The 18492-nt window shown below is 39.8% G+C and carries 15 protein-coding genes and 1 riboswitch; of the genes, 4 read left to right on the forward strand and 11 right to left on the reverse strand.

The window, feature by feature from the left end:
• Positions 1–3: 3 nt before the first annotated feature.
• On the reverse strand, positions 4–1014 hold the full coding sequence (locus Q4489_RS03045) for a diguanylate cyclase (RefSeq protein WP_303476937.1): 1011 nt from the start codon (positions 1012–1014) through the stop codon (positions 4–6).
• Positions 1015–1329: 315 nt separating this feature from the next.
• Positions 1330–1412: riboswitch (cyclic di-GMP riboswitch) on the reverse strand.
• 160 nt (positions 1413–1572) lie between these two features.
• On the opposite strand from Q4489_RS03045, the gene Q4489_RS03050 reads away from it, so the two are divergent.
• On the forward strand, positions 1573–3396 hold the full coding sequence (locus Q4489_RS03050; RefSeq protein ID WP_303476940.1) for a lipopolysaccharide assembly protein LapB: 1824 nt from the start codon (positions 1573–1575) through the stop codon (positions 3394–3396).
• A 5-nt stretch (positions 3397–3401) separates the two neighbouring features.
• Entirely contained in the window at positions 3402–3899 is a 498-nt protein-coding gene (locus Q4489_RS03055) for a hypothetical protein (protein WP_303476943.1), read from the forward strand.
• Positions 3900–3995: 96 nt separating this feature from the next.
• On the opposite strand, the gene rep is transcribed toward Q4489_RS03055, so the two are convergent.
• Positions 3996–6023 (reverse strand): DNA helicase Rep, encoded by a 2028-nt coding sequence (gene rep, locus Q4489_RS03060; protein WP_303476944.1) that lies wholly within the window; start codon positions 6021–6023, stop codon positions 3996–3998.
• A gap of 108 nt (positions 6024–6131) precedes the next feature.
• On the opposite strand from rep, the gene Q4489_RS03065 reads away from it, so the two are divergent.
• On the forward strand, positions 6132–6377 hold the full coding sequence (locus Q4489_RS03065) for an accessory factor UbiK family protein (protein ID WP_303476947.1): 246 nt from the start codon (positions 6132–6134) through the stop codon (positions 6375–6377).
• A gap of 207 nt (positions 6378–6584) precedes the next feature.
• Here the strand turns inward: Q4489_RS03065 and Q4489_RS03070 are convergent, their stop codons facing one another.
• The 8 genes from Q4489_RS03070 to ilvG all read right to left on the reverse strand — a co-directional run bounded on the left by Q4489_RS03070 (position 6585) and on the right by ilvG (position 15519).
• Positions 6585–7253 carry a cysteine hydrolase gene (locus Q4489_RS03070; protein WP_303476950.1) on the reverse strand — a complete coding sequence of 223 codons (669 nt, stop codon included), beginning with the start codon at positions 7251–7253 and terminating at the stop codon, positions 6585–6587.
• A 77-nt stretch (positions 7254–7330) separates the two neighbouring features.
• The gene (locus tag Q4489_RS03075) at positions 7331–7915 is read right to left on the reverse strand and encodes a Crp/Fnr family transcriptional regulator (protein ID WP_303476952.1); all 585 of its coding nucleotides are present in this window, start codon (positions 7913–7915) and stop codon (positions 7331–7333) included.
• Between the two features lie 100 nt (positions 7916–8015).
• Positions 8016–8948, reverse strand: coding sequence for an SPFH domain-containing protein (locus tag Q4489_RS03080; RefSeq protein ID WP_303476954.1), 933 nt, complete (start codon positions 8946–8948; stop codon positions 8016–8018).
• 110 nt (positions 8949–9058) lie between these two features.
• The gene (ilvA, locus tag Q4489_RS03085) at positions 9059–10627 is read right to left on the reverse strand and encodes a threonine ammonia-lyase, biosynthetic (protein ID WP_303476956.1); all 1569 of its coding nucleotides are present in this window, start codon (positions 10625–10627) and stop codon (positions 9059–9061) included.
• Positions 10617–12485, reverse strand: coding sequence for a dihydroxy-acid dehydratase (gene ilvD, locus Q4489_RS03090; RefSeq protein ID WP_303476957.1), 1869 nt, complete (start codon positions 12483–12485; stop codon positions 10617–10619). Before ilvD ends, ilvA begins: the two co-directional genes overlap by 11 nt.
• Before the next feature lie 109 nt (positions 12486–12594).
• Positions 12595–13521 (reverse strand): branched-chain amino acid transaminase, encoded by a 927-nt coding sequence (locus Q4489_RS03095; protein ID WP_303476959.1) that lies wholly within the window; start codon positions 13519–13521, stop codon positions 12595–12597.
• Positions 13522–13565: 44 nt separating this feature from the next.
• Positions 13566–13853: an acetolactate synthase 2 small subunit gene (ilvM, locus tag Q4489_RS03100; protein WP_286270620.1), complete on the reverse strand. Its 288-nt coding sequence runs from the start codon at positions 13851–13853 to the stop codon at positions 13566–13568.
• Between the two features lies 1 nt (position 13854).
• The gene (gene ilvG, locus Q4489_RS03105; protein ID WP_303476965.1) at positions 13855–15519 is read right to left on the reverse strand and encodes an acetolactate synthase 2 catalytic subunit; all 1665 of its coding nucleotides are present in this window, start codon (positions 15517–15519) and stop codon (positions 13855–13857) included.
• A 442-nt stretch (positions 15520–15961) separates the two neighbouring features.
• Between ilvG and Q4489_RS03110 the strand changes: the two genes are divergently transcribed.
• On the forward strand, positions 15962–17482 hold the full coding sequence (locus Q4489_RS03110; RefSeq protein ID WP_303476967.1) for a YifB family Mg chelatase-like AAA ATPase: 1521 nt from the start codon (positions 15962–15964) through the stop codon (positions 17480–17482).
• Between the two features lie 71 nt (positions 17483–17553).
• On the opposite strand, the gene ilvY is transcribed toward Q4489_RS03110, so the two are convergent.
• Positions 17554–18432 carry an HTH-type transcriptional activator IlvY gene (ilvY, locus tag Q4489_RS03115; RefSeq protein ID WP_303476969.1) on the reverse strand — a complete coding sequence of 293 codons (879 nt, stop codon included), beginning with the start codon at positions 18430–18432 and terminating at the stop codon, positions 17554–17556.
• Positions 18433–18492 lie beyond the last annotated feature (60 nt).

An 18492-nucleotide genomic window follows, 5' to 3' on the forward strand; every position in this document is an offset into this window, starting at 1 on the left:
CGTTTAGCTCGCAACGGTGATTTTGTTACTACTATGGCGCTGCATGTCGACCACTAAAGTACGCGTATAATTAAGTACCGTATCGATATTTTGCGATAAGGTAAAATCATTTACTCCCATTGAGATCGTCATGTGAGGCAATCGAACACCTGACTTGCTACTCACGAAGCGAAGCTTTTCGACGCCTTGGCGTATTTTGTCGGCAATTTCACTGGCAATGTTACGTTCTACTTCTGGCAATAAAATTAAAAACTCGTCATGGCCTGAACGTACAGGTAAGCCGCTATCACCTACATAACTTCCAATTTTGTTCGCTATTTTTGACAATAATACATCGCTGATTAAACCGCCAAACTTTTCGCTAACTAGGGATAGCTTATCAACATTAACCACAATAGCCGCTACTTGTTTATTAGGGTCTTCAAGCGTCCATTGTTCTAAGTTTTTATTTAATGCTTTGCGATTATATAAGCCCGTTAACGGATCGAGGTAAATCTCTTTTTTTATCTCGGCCAGTTCAGCTTTTAATGACTGTGATTGCTTTTTGGATATTATCAGCTGGTTAGAAAGTTGCTGTTGCTTCTGACGAAAGCTTTTTGACGCTTGTTCGATTTGCTGAATAGCGCCACTAATGGCTTTTTGATTATTAGACTTGAGGTTAACGATATTGTAATCAAGCTTTTTCAACAGAGTGTTGGCGCAATTCATCGACTGCTGATTATTATTAGCTAAACTATCTACTAATTCATCGATGTCAGTAACAATCTCTTCCCTAAACGTACTTTGGCCTAAAATGTATTGTTTATATAGCTCTTGAATAACATATTCGTCTAGCTTTTTGCCTAATGATAAATGCTGTTTTATTTGTTGGTTTAACGTTGGGTTTTTACCAATAATATATTCATAACAGATGGCGTAATTTATTGGAGAGGCAGGAAGATGCCATTGCTGCAACTGCTTTATAGTCAGTGTTGATGTTTGCTCTGCTTTTTTGATGGAATCATGGTATTTCAAAATTACCCATCCCCTCAGTAAATACGAAAAATAAATTGTTATTGTTATAAGTTCATTCTCTAGTAATTTATAAAAAAGTGCTAGCGTTAATCGCAAATAAATGGAAATAAATACACAATAAATGAAAGTAATACCAATTCACTTTCTTAGACGCAATGGTATTAATGTTGTTAATTGAGAATTTGATAAATAAAAAACGTAAGAATAAACGGTGTAGTAGATTGAAGGGGGACAAGGGAGCACGCAAAGCTAGTGCTAAAAAGAAAGATATAACATAGGAAAAGCCTCAATAGACAAGCCCCCACTATGTCTAAATTCGGTAGTTCCGCTGTCATAGGTTTCCCCGTAGACCGGTAACTTTGCGTCTCTAGCTTTCGCTAGATTTGCCCTTATCGAGCTTTAGTCGCTCAAGAGACATTATATTCATAGATTTTTTCTTGTAAACCATAAATATTGTTTATATGGTAAACTTTATCTGTTTTTTAAATTAAACCCTTGAAATAAAGGGAATTGAAAACTCATCCGATGATTCATAAATTGTTTTTCTATAGTGTATTTTTGTATGTTTTTAGCGCGTCGCTTCTAGCGGAAGATACAGCCAGTACAGAGATATTACAGAATATTGCTGACGTTAATCGCTACTACGAGGGCGATAGAGAGTCAATGCCTTATCAACGTGTATTAACACTTTCTCAGCGTGTTATTAAGCAACGTCATTTGTACCATAATAATACGTTGGCAAAAGTGTTTACTTTACTTGCCGATGCAGCGACAAATACTGGCGATCTCGCAAAGTCATTACAATTTGCTCAAGATGGGGTGACGTTATTGGGCGTTGACCAACAAATAAATTTAAGGCTTTTACTGAAAGTTGCCGCAGGATATTACTACAAAGGTAAGTTTAATAGTGCCAAAGAAGTGGCAGAACGAGCAGTGTCGCTGGCACAAGCACTTAACCATGTTGAGTTATTAATCAATGCGTTAAGTTATCGGGCGATGGCCAACGCGTTATTAGCTGAACATGATAATGCATTAACTGATATTGAACGCATTGAGCTGTTACTTGCTGAGCAGCCTAGGCTGTCAGATCGTATCTCTTTAATTAACTTATTGGCTAACGCCCATTATTATTTGGGAGACGATAATACTGCTATTTCTTTATATAATAAGGTGTTAAAACTTAGATTTGAACTGTCTAAAATGGCTAACATTGATCAAACCTATTATCACTTAGCGCGTTCTTATTTATCATTGGGTATGTTAGATGATGCTTATAATGCCTTTTGGGAAGCTTTAACCTATGCACAAAAGAAACAAGCGCCTATTCGTATTGCTTATGCTCAGTCGGGCTTGGGTAAAGTACATTTTCTACAAACAGATTATCAACAAGCGTTAAGCTTATTTAATAAAGCGGAACTAGGTTTTCGTGGTTACAATTTAACGCAACCGTATTTAACCGTTTTATTAGATTTAGCAATAGTACATGAAACATTAAATAACACGTCAGAAAGTTATAGGTATTTAGCGAAAGCTCAACGTATTTCTGCTTCAACTGAATTGACGGAAAAGCAAATTGTGCTGCATTTAATGGTGGCAGAAATGTATCGAGATCTTGGTCAATTCGATAAAGCCTTAACTGCGTATTTTAAATATGCCGAACAGGATAAAGTGTTTAAACATTATGGTGAAAAAAATGTACTTCAAGAGCAAAAAAATCACGCGACAAGCCAAAAAAGTCGGAATTTTTCATTACAATTTGCCAACCAATCAACCTTAACGCAAGAGTATCAATTCAAATATCAACAACAACAAAAACTGATTAGTTTATTGATATTTTTTGTTATTGTTTTGTTTGTCTTTTGTCTTTGGTTAGGAGTAAAGCTTAGAGCACTTAAATTAAAGTACGTGTATGAAGAAGCGGAAAAGCCTATCGACTATATCGCTGGACCTAGCTACAGTAAAAAGCTGTACCAATATCATTATAAAATGGCGCGAAAATTTGAGTACCCGTTATCTATAGGTTACTTCACCATTGAAAATTGGAATGAACTTACCTTTCAGTTTAATAAAAAAACTGTCGCAGAAGTCACATTGGCGCTATATGAATTAATTTACGACGCTAAAGAAGAGTTTGTGCAAGTAGGGGTAATAAACGATGGTGAGTATTTGTTCTTGGCCCCACATCAACAGCCAGAAGAGTTACAACAAAATTTAGCAAAGCTTGCTCAAGCAGTTAAACTGCAATTCTTTGCAAACTTAGGTGAGTTTTCATTAAAAGTTCGGTACGATTGCCAATCTCCCAGTGTGCAAGATATCGACCCATATATCTTTTTATCGCGAATAAGTGATGCAACTGCTCCTGATAGTCGTTTTAATTTGTAGGTTTTATGATGATGTTTTTATTGGCTGTCTTAGCCATATTTATAGCGGTAAGTGTGTATTTTTATTTTAAAGCTGAGAGTCTTCAACAACAGTTGATTGCTGCAAAACGGGAGATGAATAACGCTAAGAAAGAAGCCAAAGTGTTGATTGAGTCTGTAGCGGTTATCGCACGTAAAAATGAAGAGGTAGTGAAAAATCGAGCTCGGAATTTACAAGAAAGAGACACACAAATTGATGCGGAATTCCTTGATTTATTACATCCCTTTATCAACAATTATGCCGTCATTTATACTGAAGCCCTGCGTGAAAAAGGAAAATTACATAAAATCACGAAAAAATGTTTCGAAAGCTATCAAAAAAACAGTTATCGTAAGTTCACAGGTCAAATAGGGGTAATGAAGCCTCATATTAATAGGGCGTGGTCAGAAAATAATATTGCTGCGTTAATCACATTTACCGAAGCCATTTTTTATTATTTAGAAAACCCTGAAAGTGAAGAGTAATAAACCCTTTTCAATAAACTGCTTTATTCTACTTCATCTCAGTTTTGTATAAAAATAATCACTAAAAGCGCATTACCTATGCAAAGCTGAGGCTACTTACTTTGATTGGCCTTTGTTTTTTAATAGCTCGCGTAAATTTGCCACTCCTGCTTTAGCGGTATGTTGTTTTTGTTCTTGCGTTTTTGTTGCTTTTTTTAATTCCCAGTTAAGATCGTCTTGTGGCAATTCGTGTAAAAATCGGCTAGATTCTGTGCGTGAAACTTCGCCAAACTGTCTGCGTTCTCTGGCATAAGTAAAGGTAAGTTCTCGTTGAGCGCGAGTAACGCCTACGTAAGCTAAGCGTCTTTCTTCTTCGACATTTCCTTCATCAATACTGGTTTGGTGAGGCAAAAGCCCTTCTTCCATACCAATTAAATAGACATATGGAAATTCTAAACCTTTTGAAGCATGTAAGGTCATTAATTGTACTTGATCGGCAAATTCTTCTTCTTCGTTACGTTCCATCATGTCGCGGAGAGTTAAACGTGTGACAATTTGCGGCAATGTCATTGGTTCTTCGTCATCTGAACCTTCAAGCATTTGCGTAACCCAGCTGAACAGTTCGGTTATGTTTTTCATGCGCATTTCTGCTGCTTTTGCGCTAGGAGAAGTATCGTAAAGCCAATCTTCATAATTAATTTCACGGATCATACTTCGTAATACTGCCGCAGTATCACCCCGCTCTGCGTTATCGGCAGTTTCAACTAACCAACGAGTAAAGGCTTGCATTTTGGCCAAACCTCGACCTGTTAAGTGTTCTTCTAATCCAAATTCAAAACTGGCCGCGAACATACTGATTTGACGCTTATTAGCGTAACTACCTAACTTTTCTAATGTTGCTGGGCCTAGTTCTCGTTTTGGTACATTTACTATACGTAAAAAAGCATTATCATCGTCAGGATTTACTAAAACACGTAGATATGCCATGACATCTTTGATTTCTGCTCGCGAGAAAAAAGAGGTTCCACCACTAATCTTGTATGGAATGCGGTTGGTCATTAATGCTTTTTCTAGTAACCGCGACTGATGATTACCACGATACAGAATGGCATAGTCTTTATAATGACTACGATTTAAAAATCGATGACCGATCAAATCACCCACCACTCGTTCAATCTCATGTTCTTCATTCTTAGTCTGCAATACCCGCAGTTCTACACCGTAATCAAGTTCACTAAATAGTGATTTATCATAAACATGTGGATTATTAGCAATTAGGATATTCGCACACTTTAAAATACGGCCACTTGAACGGTAATTCTGTTCGAGCTTAATCAATTTTAACGTTGGATAATCTTGCCCTAGCAATACTAAGTTCTGTGGTTTAGCACCTCGCCAAGAATAAATAGATTGGTCATCGTCGCCTACCACCGTTAAACGGCCGCGTTCTCCAGTAATTAATTTTACCAGTTCGTATTGGCTGGTATTGGTATCTTGATATTCATCAACCAACATGTAACGAATTTTATTGCGCCATCTATCTCGTACGTCAGCATAATTTTTTAATAATAAAGTGGGAATTAAAATTAAGTCATCAAAATCTAAGGCGTTATATGCTTTCATATGTAGGTGGTATTGTTGATAAAATTCAGCATATTGCAATGTATCAGCATCACTTGATTGCTTAATGGCCGCGTCTGGAAGTAATAAATCATTCTTCCAGTTAGATATCATGCTTTGTAATTTATTGAGTAAATCTTTATCGCCACCGAACTGTTCATCGGTTAATTCTTTAAGCAAAGCGAGTGTGTCTTGATCATCAAACAAGGTAAAGCCAGGTTTGTAGCCTAAGGTTTTTATTTCTCTTTTAACAATATCAAGCCCTAGCGAGTGAAAGGTTGAAACCGTTAACCCACGGGTTAAATCACGGCCAAGCATTTTTATCACTCGTTCTTTCATTTCGCGTGCGGCTTTATTGGTAAAGGTTACTGCAGCAATATTACGCGCTTTATAATCACACTTATTGATTAAATACGCGATCTTTTGACAGATCACCCCGGTTTTACCACTGCCTGCCCCTGCTAATACTAAACAGGGACCACTGACATAATTAACGGCTTCTTGTTGTCCGGGGTTGAGTTTCATGAGTTAACGCAATTGACGATAAAGGGCGGTGATTTTACCTTGTTTTTTACGTTGGCAAAATAGCTAAATCGATTACAATAGTAATATATATTGTGATGAGGCTTAGCCATGATTAATGCGAAAAAAATTGAAGATATAGCTAAACAAGTAACAGAGGCTATTCCACCGGGCTTGAAAAACTTAGCGACTGATTTCGAAGATAAAACCAAAACAGTGCTACAAAGAAAACTATCAGAACTTGATGTAGTGACTCGAGAAGAGTTTGATGTACAAACACAAGTATTGATTAAAACGCGAGAAAAATTAGCAATACTTGAACAAAAAGTAGCAGAGCTCGAAGCAAAAATAACGTAACTTAATGACGTTGGTGAGTCGGTGAGTAACGGTAACGTTCACCTCTGTTAATTGAACTTGAGTGAAAAGCCTATTGAGTTATCAACAGGCTTTCTTGCCAGGGGTATAATGTAATACTGTGCTATTCTTCATAAAATTTAAGAGAACACATCTTTTACATGCATGGGGGTTACTTAATTTGAAGCATTACTCTAGTGAAGCTGACCATTAAAAGTTTAATGTTTCAAATTGCTCAACATTAATGCCTTGACCAAAGTGATGAAGTATTTCCGTTTCGAAATAATGTTGCTGTTTTTTGGTGAAGGCAGCAGAAGCGTCAGTAACGACATACGTGGTATAGCCTTTATCGTGTGCTTCTCTAAGGGTCGATTCAACGCATACATGAGTAGCAAATCCGGCTAAAAATATCGTTTCAATACCGTTGTTACGCAGAAAGCTGTTTAAATTACTCCCTGAAAATCCTGAGGCGCCTGTTCTTTCTGTAATAACATGTTCACCTTGTAACGGTGTAAAATCAGGATGTATTAATTTCATATCACCTTGCCATGTTTTTGCATTAGGTATGGCATTTCTTAGGCCAAAATCAGCCTGACCAAAAATACGATATTGAGCATCGGGTTTTAGTGTGACATGGATAATAGTTATTTCTTGTTTTCGTGCTATTGCTAATAATGTTTTTGAGCGTTGAATCGCTGAATTAAATCTTTTTTCATCTTTCACCAGAAGTTGCCGTAACTTTCCTGCTTTGTTTAACCACTCATTCTGGTATTCAATCAATATTAATGCAGATTTATTATTCAATGCTGTTGCAGATAAAGGTGTAGAGAATAAAGCCAAAGCTATTATTGATAGATACACGAGGTTGTTAAGTTTCATTGTTTATGCTCCTGAGGTACGTAGTATTCAGAGCATTGTTTATCACAATGAAGAGTTATGCCTTAACATTTGATAAGTCAATTTTTCTTATGTCTAATACGGGACAGGGTTACATCCGTCATACCTAGGTAAGACGCCAAGTGGCGAAGAGGTATTCGATCATGAAGATTAGGAAAATCGTTGATAAATTGCTGATATCTCTCTCTTGCGCCTAGCTGCAAAAACATGACTTCCCGTTGAATTTTGTCTTCTAATAACGTGTCAGTTAACCCATTTAAACAGTTAACACCATTGTGATGTTGCTGCAGTTGTGCAACTAACTGATCGTATTTACATTGATAGACTTCTACATTAGTGAGCGCTTCTACGAAAAAAAGTGCAGGCTTTTCAATGGCAGAACGTGCAATTGGTGCCAGTATTTGCCCTTCGCTGAAAAAGCCTTTATTTGATTCTTTACCTTCAGAGTTGAGATAATATAACCTGAAAATTCCTTGAGAAATTAACATGAAGTCATTCCAACGCTTTCCTGGCGATAACATGATGGTCCCGGCAGAAATGTGCAAATGTTTAACCATAGGTATTATGGTCGCAAGAGCAACTTTAGGGAAACTATAGCGTAGTAGTATGTTGGAAATATCTAAGTGGTTGATAGAGCTAGACATGTTTTTTTATTTAAGTCTGTAAAGCGATTAGCTATTAGGAAAATGAGAATTAAAGCCTATTGAGTCACCAATAGGCCTTGGGATCTTGATATGTGTATGTCTATTTTTCTTTCATATTCCACAAGATACCTTGATCGCTACCCATTACCGTAGTGGGTAATTTACCATCCCATTGTTGGGCTTTAACATACTCAACAAGTACTTTACTGGTTTTTATCGCCTCGGCTTTTTTCTTTATTGCTTCTGCTTCGGCTAAGCCCTTTAGTTTTATCGCTTCAGCTTCTGCCCTTGCCTCTGTGGTTATGGCATATGCTGAACCGTCAGCACGTGCTTTTTCTGCATCTCGCTTGGCTTCTGCAGTATTAACTTCACGTTGTGCTTCAAGTTTTTGGCGTTCTAAACGGTGTTCTTCTGCCGCAGCGAGGTTTTTCTCTGTTTGTTTCGTTTCGATGCTCTGTAAATATTTAGGCGGCAGCACTAGGTTCTCAATCTGAACGCTATCTAGCTTTACCGGGAATTCAGTCATTTCCGATAAAAGTGTTTCTTCTATCTTTTGAATCACTTGGCCACGATTTTGTACAATTTGCTCTGCTTTAAATCTTGCTAACGCGTCTTTTGTTGCTGAACGTAATCTTGGGTCAAGAATACGGTTTTCAAATTGATCTAAACCGCCGTAATTTTTATAAAGCTCGAATGCTTCCGAGCGTATTACTGTCCAGTTAACAGATACTTCAGCAGTCACTGGCATCTGTTCGTAGGTAGAAGCTTTTAAAGATTCTGCATTTTTTCGAGTACGTATTTCTAACTCTTCTATAGTGTCTGCCAGTGGTACTTTTGTATGTAGCCCAGGATTAACCTGTGTGGTTGCTTCCCCGAAACGTTTTACTATCCCTACATGGCCTTCATCTATGGTATAAAATGTCATCCATGCGCTAATGATAACCACTACAGCAATGATGACTTTGATCAAGTGTTTAGTCACTTGCGGTGAGTCAATATTTGGGGTTTTCGATGCGAGACTATTTTTCAACATATAAGCTCCTACTAAAGTATGTCAACTTGACATAATATGTCATCGGAGCTGTATGTTGTCAAGTTGTTAATGATTCATAGGTGATATTATATTCATACTATATTGATGTTTTAACTCAAAAAATTTTGATATGCAGGGTTGCTTGTCTCTTCTTGCCACGCATAATTTAATGCTTTTACATGGTTGAAAAAATCAAGTTGATCATCGTTCGTTACTTCAAAGCCGGCCAATACTTGTCCGAATGCTGCACCGTGGTTTCGATAATGGAATAAACTAATATTCCAACGTTCGCCTAAAGTGTTAAGGAAGTTTTCTAACGCGCCAGGATATTCCGGAAATTGGAACCTGAAAATACGCTCTTGCGTTGTTGATAAATTATGGCCGCCTATCATGTAACGCACGTGAAGTTTTGCAAGTTCATTGTTAGTAAAGTCATTCACCAAATAACCCTGTTGTTGCAATAAGGTGATTAACGCTTCTCTTTCTTGCTGACCAGAAAGTCTGATACCAACAAAAATATGGGCTTGTTCATCGGTGCTATTTGATTGTGCCTGACGATAGTTAAATTCAGTGATCACTCGTCCTTCAAGCGTCTGGCAAAAGCGTCTAAAGCTGCCTTTTTCCTCTGGAATTGTGACCGACAGTACTGCTTCTTTTTGCTCGCCTAATTCACAGCGCTCAGAAACATAGCGAAGCGTATGAAAATTCATATTAGCGCCAGATAAAATGGCGACAAGGGTTTCATTGCCTGCGCTCGTTTGGCAATACTTTTGTAACCCTGCTAACGATAATGCACCTGCAGGCTCGGCTATAACACGAGTATGTTCAAAAATGTCTTTGATTGATGCGCATATTTCATCTGTTGATACGGTGATCACTTGATCACAATATTTTTTGATCAGATCAAACGTATGTTCACCGATGCGCTTTACTGCAACACCGTCAGCAAAAAGTCCCACTTGGTTAAGATCTGTAGGGCTACCATGTTCCATTGCAGCTTTAAGGCATGCTGAATCTTCCGCTTCAACACCAATGACTTTGATATTCGGCTGTAATTGTTTTAAATAAACAGCCATGCCGGCTAATAATCCACCACCGCCAACAGGCACGAAAATAACATCGCAAGAAGATTGTTGCTGCAATATTTCTTTTGCAACAGTGCCTTGCCCAGCAATAACATCAATATCGTCAAACGGGTGTATAATCGTTTTTCTTTCATCTTTGGCAAATTGTAAACACGCGGTAGCCGCTTCATTAAAGCTTTTACCAACCAGTCGTACTTCTGCACCAAAACGGCGTACATTGTCTACTTTAATATCAGGGGTTGTGATCGGCATAACGATTGTCGCGTTGATGCCGAGTTTATTTGCTGCTAAAGCTAATCCTTGTGCATGATTACCCGCTGAGGCAGCAATCACCCCATGAATACATTGTGTTTCAGATAAATTAGCAAGCTTGTTATATGCACCACGTAATTTAAAAGAGTGAACCGGTTGCTGGTCTTCTCGTTTAAGAAAAATTTGGTTGCCTAACCGTGCCGAAAGCTTATTCAGTGGGCTTAATTCGGTTTCTACGGCAACGTCATAAATAGGCGCAAGTAAAATACGCCTCAGGTAATCTAATGCCTGCTCTTGGTCAGCGTTGGCTTGCGCTAACGCTTGCTGTTCTTCATCCGTCATTGCTTTGAATCCCATCTAGCAAATCGCGGTTACGTACCGCACCTTTATCTGCACTGGTTGCTAACATTGCATAATTTTTAAGGGCATAACTGATTGGGCGAACTCGCTCTTGTGGTTTCCATGCATTATTGCCTTTAGCATGCATTGTGTTGCGACGCTTTTCGAGCTCATCTTCGCTAACGTTTAGCTGAATGGTTCTACTAGGAATATCAATATGAATAATGTCGCCTTGCTCAACTAAAGCAATCGTGCCGCCACTTGCAGCTTCTGGTGATACATGACCAATTGATAAACCTGAAGTACCGCCAGAGAAACGACCATCTGTTAACAATGCGCATGCTTTACCTAATCCCATTGATTTTAAATACGTGGTTGGATAAAGCATTTCTTGCATGCCGGGACCACCTTTAGGGCCTTCATAACGAATAACCACAACTTCACCGGCAACCACTTTACCCTCTAGAATACCTGCTACTGCGGCATCTTGGCTTTCAAAGATATGGGCAGGGCCGATAAATGTTAAGTTGTCGTCACTAACGCCTGCAGTTTTGACAACACATCCATCAAGGGCGATATTGCCAGATAATACGGCTAAGCCGCCTTCGGTTGAGAACGCATTATCAATATTTCGAATACAACCATTTTCTCGGTCGTCATCTAAAGTGTCCCATCGGCAATCTTGGCTAAAAGCTTTAGTGGTACGAATACCTGCTGGGCCTGCACGATAGAATTTTTTAACCTCTTCATCATGGGTGACTTTAATGTCATATTTAGCGATAACGTCAGCTAATGTGGTACCTAATACATTGGGTACATCAGTATTTAATAAACCAGCACGGGCTAACTCGCCTAAAATAGCGATAACGCCGCCAGCACGATGTACATCTTCCATATGGTATTTAGGAGTAGAAGGAGCAACTTTACATAGTTGAGGTACTACTCGCGATAACTTGTCCATATCTTCCATGGTGTAGTCAATCTCTGCTTCTTGGGCAGTTGCAAGTAAGTGTAAAATGGTATTCGTTGAGCCACCCATCGCAATGTCTAAACACATCGCATTATGCAATGCTTCTTTACTGGCGATATTGCGCGGTAACGCTGACTCATCATTGTCTTGATAATATCGCTTAGTTAAGTTAACAATTTCTTTACCGGCATCTAAGAATAACTGTTTTCGATCTGCATGTGTTGCTAACATCGAACCATTACCTGGCAACGCTAACCCCAAAGCTTCTGCTAAACAGTTCATTGAATTTGCGGTAAACATGCCTGAACAAGAACCACATGTTGGACAAGCAGAACGCTCTACTTGATCACTTTGCTCATTCGAAACGGTTGGATCAGCGCCTTGGATCATGGCATCTACTAAATCAAGCTTGATAATTTGGTCAGAAAGCTTGGTTTTACCTGCTTCCATTGGGCCGCCTGAAACGAAAATTACTGGAATATTTAAACGCATTGCCGCCATCAGCATGCCCGGAGTAATTTTGTCGCAGTTTGAGATACATACCATGGCATCAGCACAATGTGCATTGACCATATATTCAACAGAGTCAGCAATAAGATCACGAGAAGGCAAGCTATATAACATACCGCTGTGGCCCATAGCGATACCATCATCAACGGCTATAGTATTGAATTCTTTGGCAACACCACCTGCTTCTTCAATGGCGCCTGCCACTAATTGCCCCATGTCTTTTAAATGAACATGACCGGGCACAAATTGGGTAAATGAATTAACCACGGCAACAATAGGTTTACCAAAATCATTATCTGTCATTCCTGTTGCACGCCATAATGCGCGAGCGCCCGCCATATTGCGGCCTTGAGTTGAAGTGGCTGATCTTAATTTAGGCATAATGTAATTCCATGAAGATAATAAATTTACTTGTGAAAACGAACTAAATCGCGAGTTTTAACAAGCAAACTTAGGGGGAGTATTTACCCCCTAGATTGCTATCAAATTGTTATTTAACTGGCGCTAACCAAGTATCATCAATTTGTGTTGTGCCATCAAAAATACCGAAAAACGCCGCTTGAATAGCTTGGGTTATCGGACCTCTTGTGCCACTACCAACAGGTAAACCGTCAACAGATTTAACCGGTACAACTTCCGTAGCAGTACCCGTCATGAAAAACTCATCGGCTAAATAAAGTGATTCACGCGAAACAGGTTCTTCGCGCACTTCATAGCCTAATTTACGAGCAAGTTGCATAACGGTATCTCGCGTTAAGCCAGGTAAAATAGATGCGGTACTAAATGGAGTGTAAATAACGCCATTACGCACTAAAAATAAATTTTGTCCTGCGCCTTCGCTCACCATGTTGTTTACATCAAGCGCAATACCCTCTGTATAACCGTGACGGCCTGCTTCCATTGAAATAAGCTGAGAAGACAAGTAGTTACCACCAGCTTTTGCCGCAGTTGGCATAGTATTTGGTGCTAAGCGATTCCAGCTTGATACACCTACTTCAACACCATCTTCAATGGCATCTGCGCCTAAATAGGCTTCCCATGCAAATGCTGCAACCATCAAATCTGCTCTTGCATCAACAGGTGGACGTAAGCCCATACCAACATCACCTAAGAATGCTAATGGACGTAAATATGCAGAATCTAAGTTATTTTGCGCAACGGCATCTTTACACGCCTGCATAACTTGTTCACGAGTAAAAGGAATATTCATGCGGTACACTTTTGCAGAATCAAAAAGTCTATCGATATGCTCTTCTAAACGAAAAATACACGTACCTTTGTGTGTATTATAGGCACGTATACCTTCAAATACTGACGAGCCATAATGTAAAGCGTGACTCATCACATGTACGGTTGCGTCTTTCCATGGGATAAGACCACCATTAAACCAGATGAGTTCTGCACTAACTTTTGCCATTTTCTTTTCCTAATTTTTATCATGTTCAGCGAATATACCGCTGATTATTTGTATTGGGTGCTTAGTAAATAATCTTGCGCGCTGCTTTGGCGCGAGCTTCTATTGTCTACTTTGACACCCTTGATGTCGATCAGTTTATTGATTTGGTCGACCAATAATTCAATAGGACGTTCGCTGCTAACTTGCAGTTCTATGGTGCCGATTTGTGTGCCGGTATTGACAACCGCACTCATACCATTGATTAAAAAGCCGCGATAACGCGTCACTTGTAAAATGCGTTCTAATACCACTTGTTTATCGTCAACTGTGATGAGTAATTGATAATGGTTCATCTTAGCTGCTCTCCATCATTTTATCGTTTGCTGTTTCTGGCGGTACAAGCGGCCAAACATTTTCTTGCGCGTCTATTTTCACTTGTAGAAGATATGGGCCGTTATGGTCTAACATTTCATCAACGGCTTCACTGACTTGATCTTTTTCGGTGATCATTTTTGATTTGATATCAAAAGCGTTTGCTAGCATTAAGAAATCTGGATTATCAGATAGATCGGTTTCGCTCAGTCGACCATCAAAAAATAGGTCTTGCCATTGTCTTACCATGCCTAGTTTTGCGTTATCTATCAGAACAATTTTTACCGGTAGTTGAAAACGTTTTATCGTAGAAAGCTCTTGTACATTCATCATGAATGAACCGTCACCTGTAACTGCGATAATAGTATCGTGTGGCCTACTCACCTGTGCACCGATTGCTGCGGGTAAGCCAAAACCCATGGTTCCCATGCCACCACTGGTTAAAAAGTTACAAGGTTCATTGAACGACATGTGCTGAGCAGCCCACATTTGGTGTTGACCAACATCGGTGGTTACACAGGCATTTTCAGACATTTTCTCGCTGATTTCATTTAATACTGCTGGCGCGTAAATACCTTTGCCGGGGTGATCATATTGCCAGGCAAAATCTTTCTTCATCGTTACGATTTTATCTTGCCAATCAGTGATATTTAAAGGCATAGAAAGTAACGGTACGTTGATTTTTAAATCGCCAAGAATAGCGGCATCAGCGGTTCTTCGTTTATTAATTTCAGCAGTATCAATGTCAAAATGAATAATTTTTGCATTAGGGGCAAATTCATTTAATTTCCCTGTGACTCGATCATCAAAACGCGCACCAACGGCAACTAATAAATCACATTCTTGTACGGCTAAATTTGCTGCTTTAGTGCCGTGCATACCTAACATACCTAAGTAATGTGGATTGTCGGCATTTATGGCACCTAGCCCTTTAAGAGTCGATACGCAAGGTAACCCTGTTTCGTTTGCAAATTGACGAACTTCATCTAACGCGTTTGCCATGCCTACACCGCCGCCAACATAAAGGATAGGTTTTTTGGCTTGCGATAACACCTCAAGTGCTTTGGAAACGTCAGCAGGGGGAAGCTTCACTTTATTGGTGATTTGATCGTAATGAATGCCTAATTTTTCCACTGCAGCTAGTTGAACATCTTTTGGAATATCAACTAATACCGGCCCCTGACGCCCTTCAAGTGCAATGGTGAACGCTTTATGAAGAACTTTTTCTAGTTCATCAACACTACGTACCTGAAATGAGTGTTTAGTACATGCCAATGATAGACCGAATACGTCAATTTCTTGGAAAGCGTCAGAACCCATTGCTGCGGTAGCAACTTGTCCGGTGATAGCAACAATAGGAATTGAATCGGCTAACGCATCAGCAAGCCCAGTGATCAAGTTGGTTGCACCAGGACCTGATGTTGCTAAGCAAACACCAATTTTTCCTGTGGCTCTCGCATAACCGATGGCTGAAAAGGCAGCGCCTTGTTCGTGTCGCACGAGAAAATGTTGAACATCACTATCATATAAAGCATCGTATATCGGCATAATAGCACCGCCTGGATATCCAAATACGTGTTGTACGCCATGTTGTTGCAGCACATCAAATAATAAAGATCCACCGGTGTGTTGATTGTCAGTTGCCATGATTATTTTTACTTTCCAGAGTGGTTAACTCTGCTAAGTAGACTCCTTTTGTATTGTTACCTTAACGTTCACGTTAATTAGCTGCCCTATACGAAAAACCCCCCGGTCCTTTAGGAGCGGGGGGTTTGTAGTTAATTTCTGAGTTTTCTTTAGCTCAACAAACGGCCCCGCGCTGATTTAATAATCACCACGACGAGAATGTTAATAATGACTGAGCTAAAATGTTGCATGTTTATTCAATGACTCTGAAATAATATTAATTTTTGCGCTTAATTCGCTTTCTTTTTAAATTAGTATCATAGCTCTAATTCAATGTGCAAGTTTTTTTGTTAGAGTTTTTCATAGCAAATGTTTACCTTTGGTTATAACCAGCTGCGATTAGCGTTATTAAAAAAGCGGGTCTACACTTGCTTTCAGGAAAAGCAGTGTAAATGGATTTATTATGTCTTTAGCGTGTGTTTATAGTCGCGCCCGTATTGGTTTATCGTCACCGTTGGTAACTGTAGAAGTACATTTAGCCAATGGCTTACCAGCCTTCAATATTGTTGGCTTGCCAGAAACCAGTGTACGCGAGTCAAAAGATCGAGTGCGTAGCGCAATTTTAAATTGTGGTTATGAATTTCCGGCAAAACGTATCACCATCAATTTAGCCCCTGCTGATTTACCCAAAGAAGGTGGTCGGTTTGATTTGCCAATTGCCGTCGGTATCCTCGCAGCATCAGAACAACTGCCAGTGGATGATATTGCGCAATACGAATTTGCTGGAGAACTTGCCCTTTCTGGAGAGTTGCGACAAATTGTTGGTGAAATTCCAATGGCAATGGCGAGTAGTCATTCTAAAAGAGCATTAATTATTCCTGCACACAACGCGGAGCAGGCTAGTTGGGTAGAGTCAGCGACAATTTTGCCTTTAACGCATCTTGCTCAGTTATACCCTCACCTGATGAAACAACAATGCTTACCTGTCGCAGAGCCTATAAGGCAAGCAGAGCATAACATCATTACCGAAGACGATATCAGCGATGTGGTTGGGCAACCGCTTGCTAAAAGAGCATTAGAAATAGCGGCAAGTGGTGCTCATAACTTGTTATTTATCGGCCCTCCAGGTACTGGGAAAACGATGTTAGCGAGCCGATTACCCGGAATTTTACCTGCGATGACTGAACAAGAAGGCATTGATGTTGCAGCGATAAAGTCGATAAGTCATCAGGCAGTGAACTCAACTGCCTGGTTAACAAGACCATTTCGTTCACCCCATCATACGGCCTCTTCCGCTGCGTTGATCGGCGGTGGTAGTATTCCACAGCCAGGCGAAGTGACCTTAGCGCATCATGGTGTGCTTTTTCTTGATGAGTTACCTGAATTTGATCGAAAAGTGTTAGATGTATTACGCGAACCGATGGAGTCTGGTGAGGTGACTATTTCGCGTGCGTTACAAAAGCAAACATACCCTGCGCAGTTTCAATTAGTGGCAGCGATGAACCCTTCACCTACAGGTTTTTATAATGATAACCGTAGTACGCCAGAACAAGTATTGCGATATCTAAGTAAGTTATCAGGACCATTTCTTGACCGTATTGATATTCAAATTGAAGTCGCCCGCTTGCCCAAAGGTATGTGGTCAGATAACGTGCCAGCAATGGAAACCAGCGCGCAAGTGCGACATAGGGTGCAACAATGTAGAGCCTTACAACTTGCTAGACAAGGTAAAGCGAATGCGTATTTGTCTAGCACAGAACTAAGAAAGTTTTGTGCGTTAACGCCAGACGATAACGAATTCTTAGCGTTAGCGGTAGAAAAATTAGGTCTATCTACGCGTGCACATCATAAAATTCTTAAAATAGCGCGTACGTTGGCAGATATGGAAAAAAGCCAACAGATAGCACATAAACATTTAATTGAAGCGATGTCGTATCGTGCGATGGATCGACTATTAAAACATTTAACCTCAGCCGTTGCTTAATATTTTACGCTAAGAAATGTTGATATTTGTTGCTGACTTTTTGCGTTGCTCTCTAGGTGTGTAACCCAGCGCTAGCTGATTGAATGTAAAAAAGCGGTAATTAAACTATTGGCTTTATGTTGGTTTAAACAACATACACCAAGCTCAAATGGTGGAATTTCGCCAATGTTTTCTACGTTTTTCACGCGATCTTTTACAGGGCTATTATCAACGACCACCTGCGGAACCATACCAACGCCACAACCTAGCGCTACCATACTTACAAGTGCCTCATGACCAGAAACCGTAGCATAGATATTCGGCTTTCCTTGTTGCCGACGACGAAACCAATAGTCGAATCGTTTTCGTGCGATGCCGTGTTCAGGCAATATCATAGGGATATTTCCCCATTCAATAACAGGCATATTGACTTGTTGTTGAACGTGGCAAACTTTGCTTGGAGCGATCACCGTTAACGGGACTTTTGCCAGAGGATGAAAATAAAACTGACGTGATAATGATTCGGGTTTAACGGCAATGGCTAAGTCAACAGATTGCGAGCTAAGTTGTTCAAAGGCATCGGCTGCATCACCCGTTACAAGCATAATTTCTACTAAGGGATGTTGTTGGCGAAACTGATCGAGCAATGGCGGTAAGTGGCTATATGCTGCGGTAACTGAGCAAAAAATATTAAGCTTTCCCTGTAACTGGGTTTGTTCTTGGCGCAGTGAAAGCTGTAATACATGCCAGTTATCAAGTTGCTGTTGTGCATATTGCTGAAACTGCTGGCCCGCTTGTGTGAGTACCACCGTTCTGTTGTCTCGGTGCAATAAGTTGCAACCCACTTCAGTTTCAATGCGCTGAATGGCACGGCTCAAGGTTGAGGTGCTAACGTGGTTTGCTTCAGCCGTTTTACCAAAATGTAAATTATTGGCGAGGTCGACGAACATCTTTAATGATTTTTGATCCATGGTAATGCCTATCGTTGCACTTTTTGCAATACAATGGTGCGAATATATCATTTTAAGCAA

It is taken from the genome of Thalassotalea sp. 1_MG-2023 (genome assembly GCF_030546745.1).
In the GTDB taxonomy this organism is placed as follows: Bacteria; Pseudomonadota; Gammaproteobacteria; order Enterobacterales; family Alteromonadaceae; genus Thalassotalea_C.

Coding starts and splice junctions, on each gene's coding strand:
- ilvG (WP_303476965.1), bottom strand. CDS start 15,519: ATGGCAACTGACAATCAACACACCGGTGGATCTTTATTATTTGATGTG.
- Q4489_RS03080 (WP_303476954.1), bottom strand. CDS start 8,948: ATGTTGAAAAATAGTCTCGCATCGAAAACCCCAAATATTGACTCACCG.
- ilvA (WP_303476956.1), bottom strand. CDS start 10,627: ATGACGGATGAAGAACAGCAAGCGTTAGCGCAAGCCAACGCTGACCAA.
- ilvD (WP_303476957.1), bottom strand. CDS start 12,485: ATGCCTAAATTAAGATCAGCCACTTCAACTCAAGGCCGCAATATGGCG.
- Q4489_RS03075 (WP_303476952.1), bottom strand. CDS start 7,915: ATGTCTAGCTCTATCAACCACTTAGATATTTCCAACATACTACTACGC.
- rep (WP_303476944.1), bottom strand. CDS start 6,023: ATGAAACTCAACCCCGGACAACAAGAAGCCGTTAATTATGTCAGTGGT.
- Q4489_RS03110 (WP_303476967.1), top strand. CDS start 15,962: ATGTCTTTAGCGTGTGTTTATAGTCGCGCCCGTATTGGTTTATCGTCA.
- Q4489_RS03070 (WP_303476950.1), bottom strand. CDS start 7,253: ATGAAACTTAACAACCTCGTGTATCTATCAATAATAGCTTTGGCTTTA.
- Q4489_RS03095 (WP_303476959.1), bottom strand. CDS start 13,521: ATGGCAAAAGTTAGTGCAGAACTCATCTGGTTTAATGGTGGTCTTATC.
- ilvY (WP_303476969.1), bottom strand. CDS start 18,432: ATGGATCAAAAATCATTAAAGATGTTCGTCGACCTCGCCAATAATTTA.
- Q4489_RS03055 (WP_303476943.1), top strand. CDS start 3,402: ATGATGATGTTTTTATTGGCTGTCTTAGCCATATTTATAGCGGTAAGT.
- ilvM (WP_286270620.1), bottom strand. CDS start 13,853: ATGAACCATTATCAATTACTCATCACAGTTGACGATAAACAAGTGGTA.
- Q4489_RS03065 (WP_303476947.1), top strand. CDS start 6,132: ATGATTAATGCGAAAAAAATTGAAGATATAGCTAAACAAGTAACAGAG.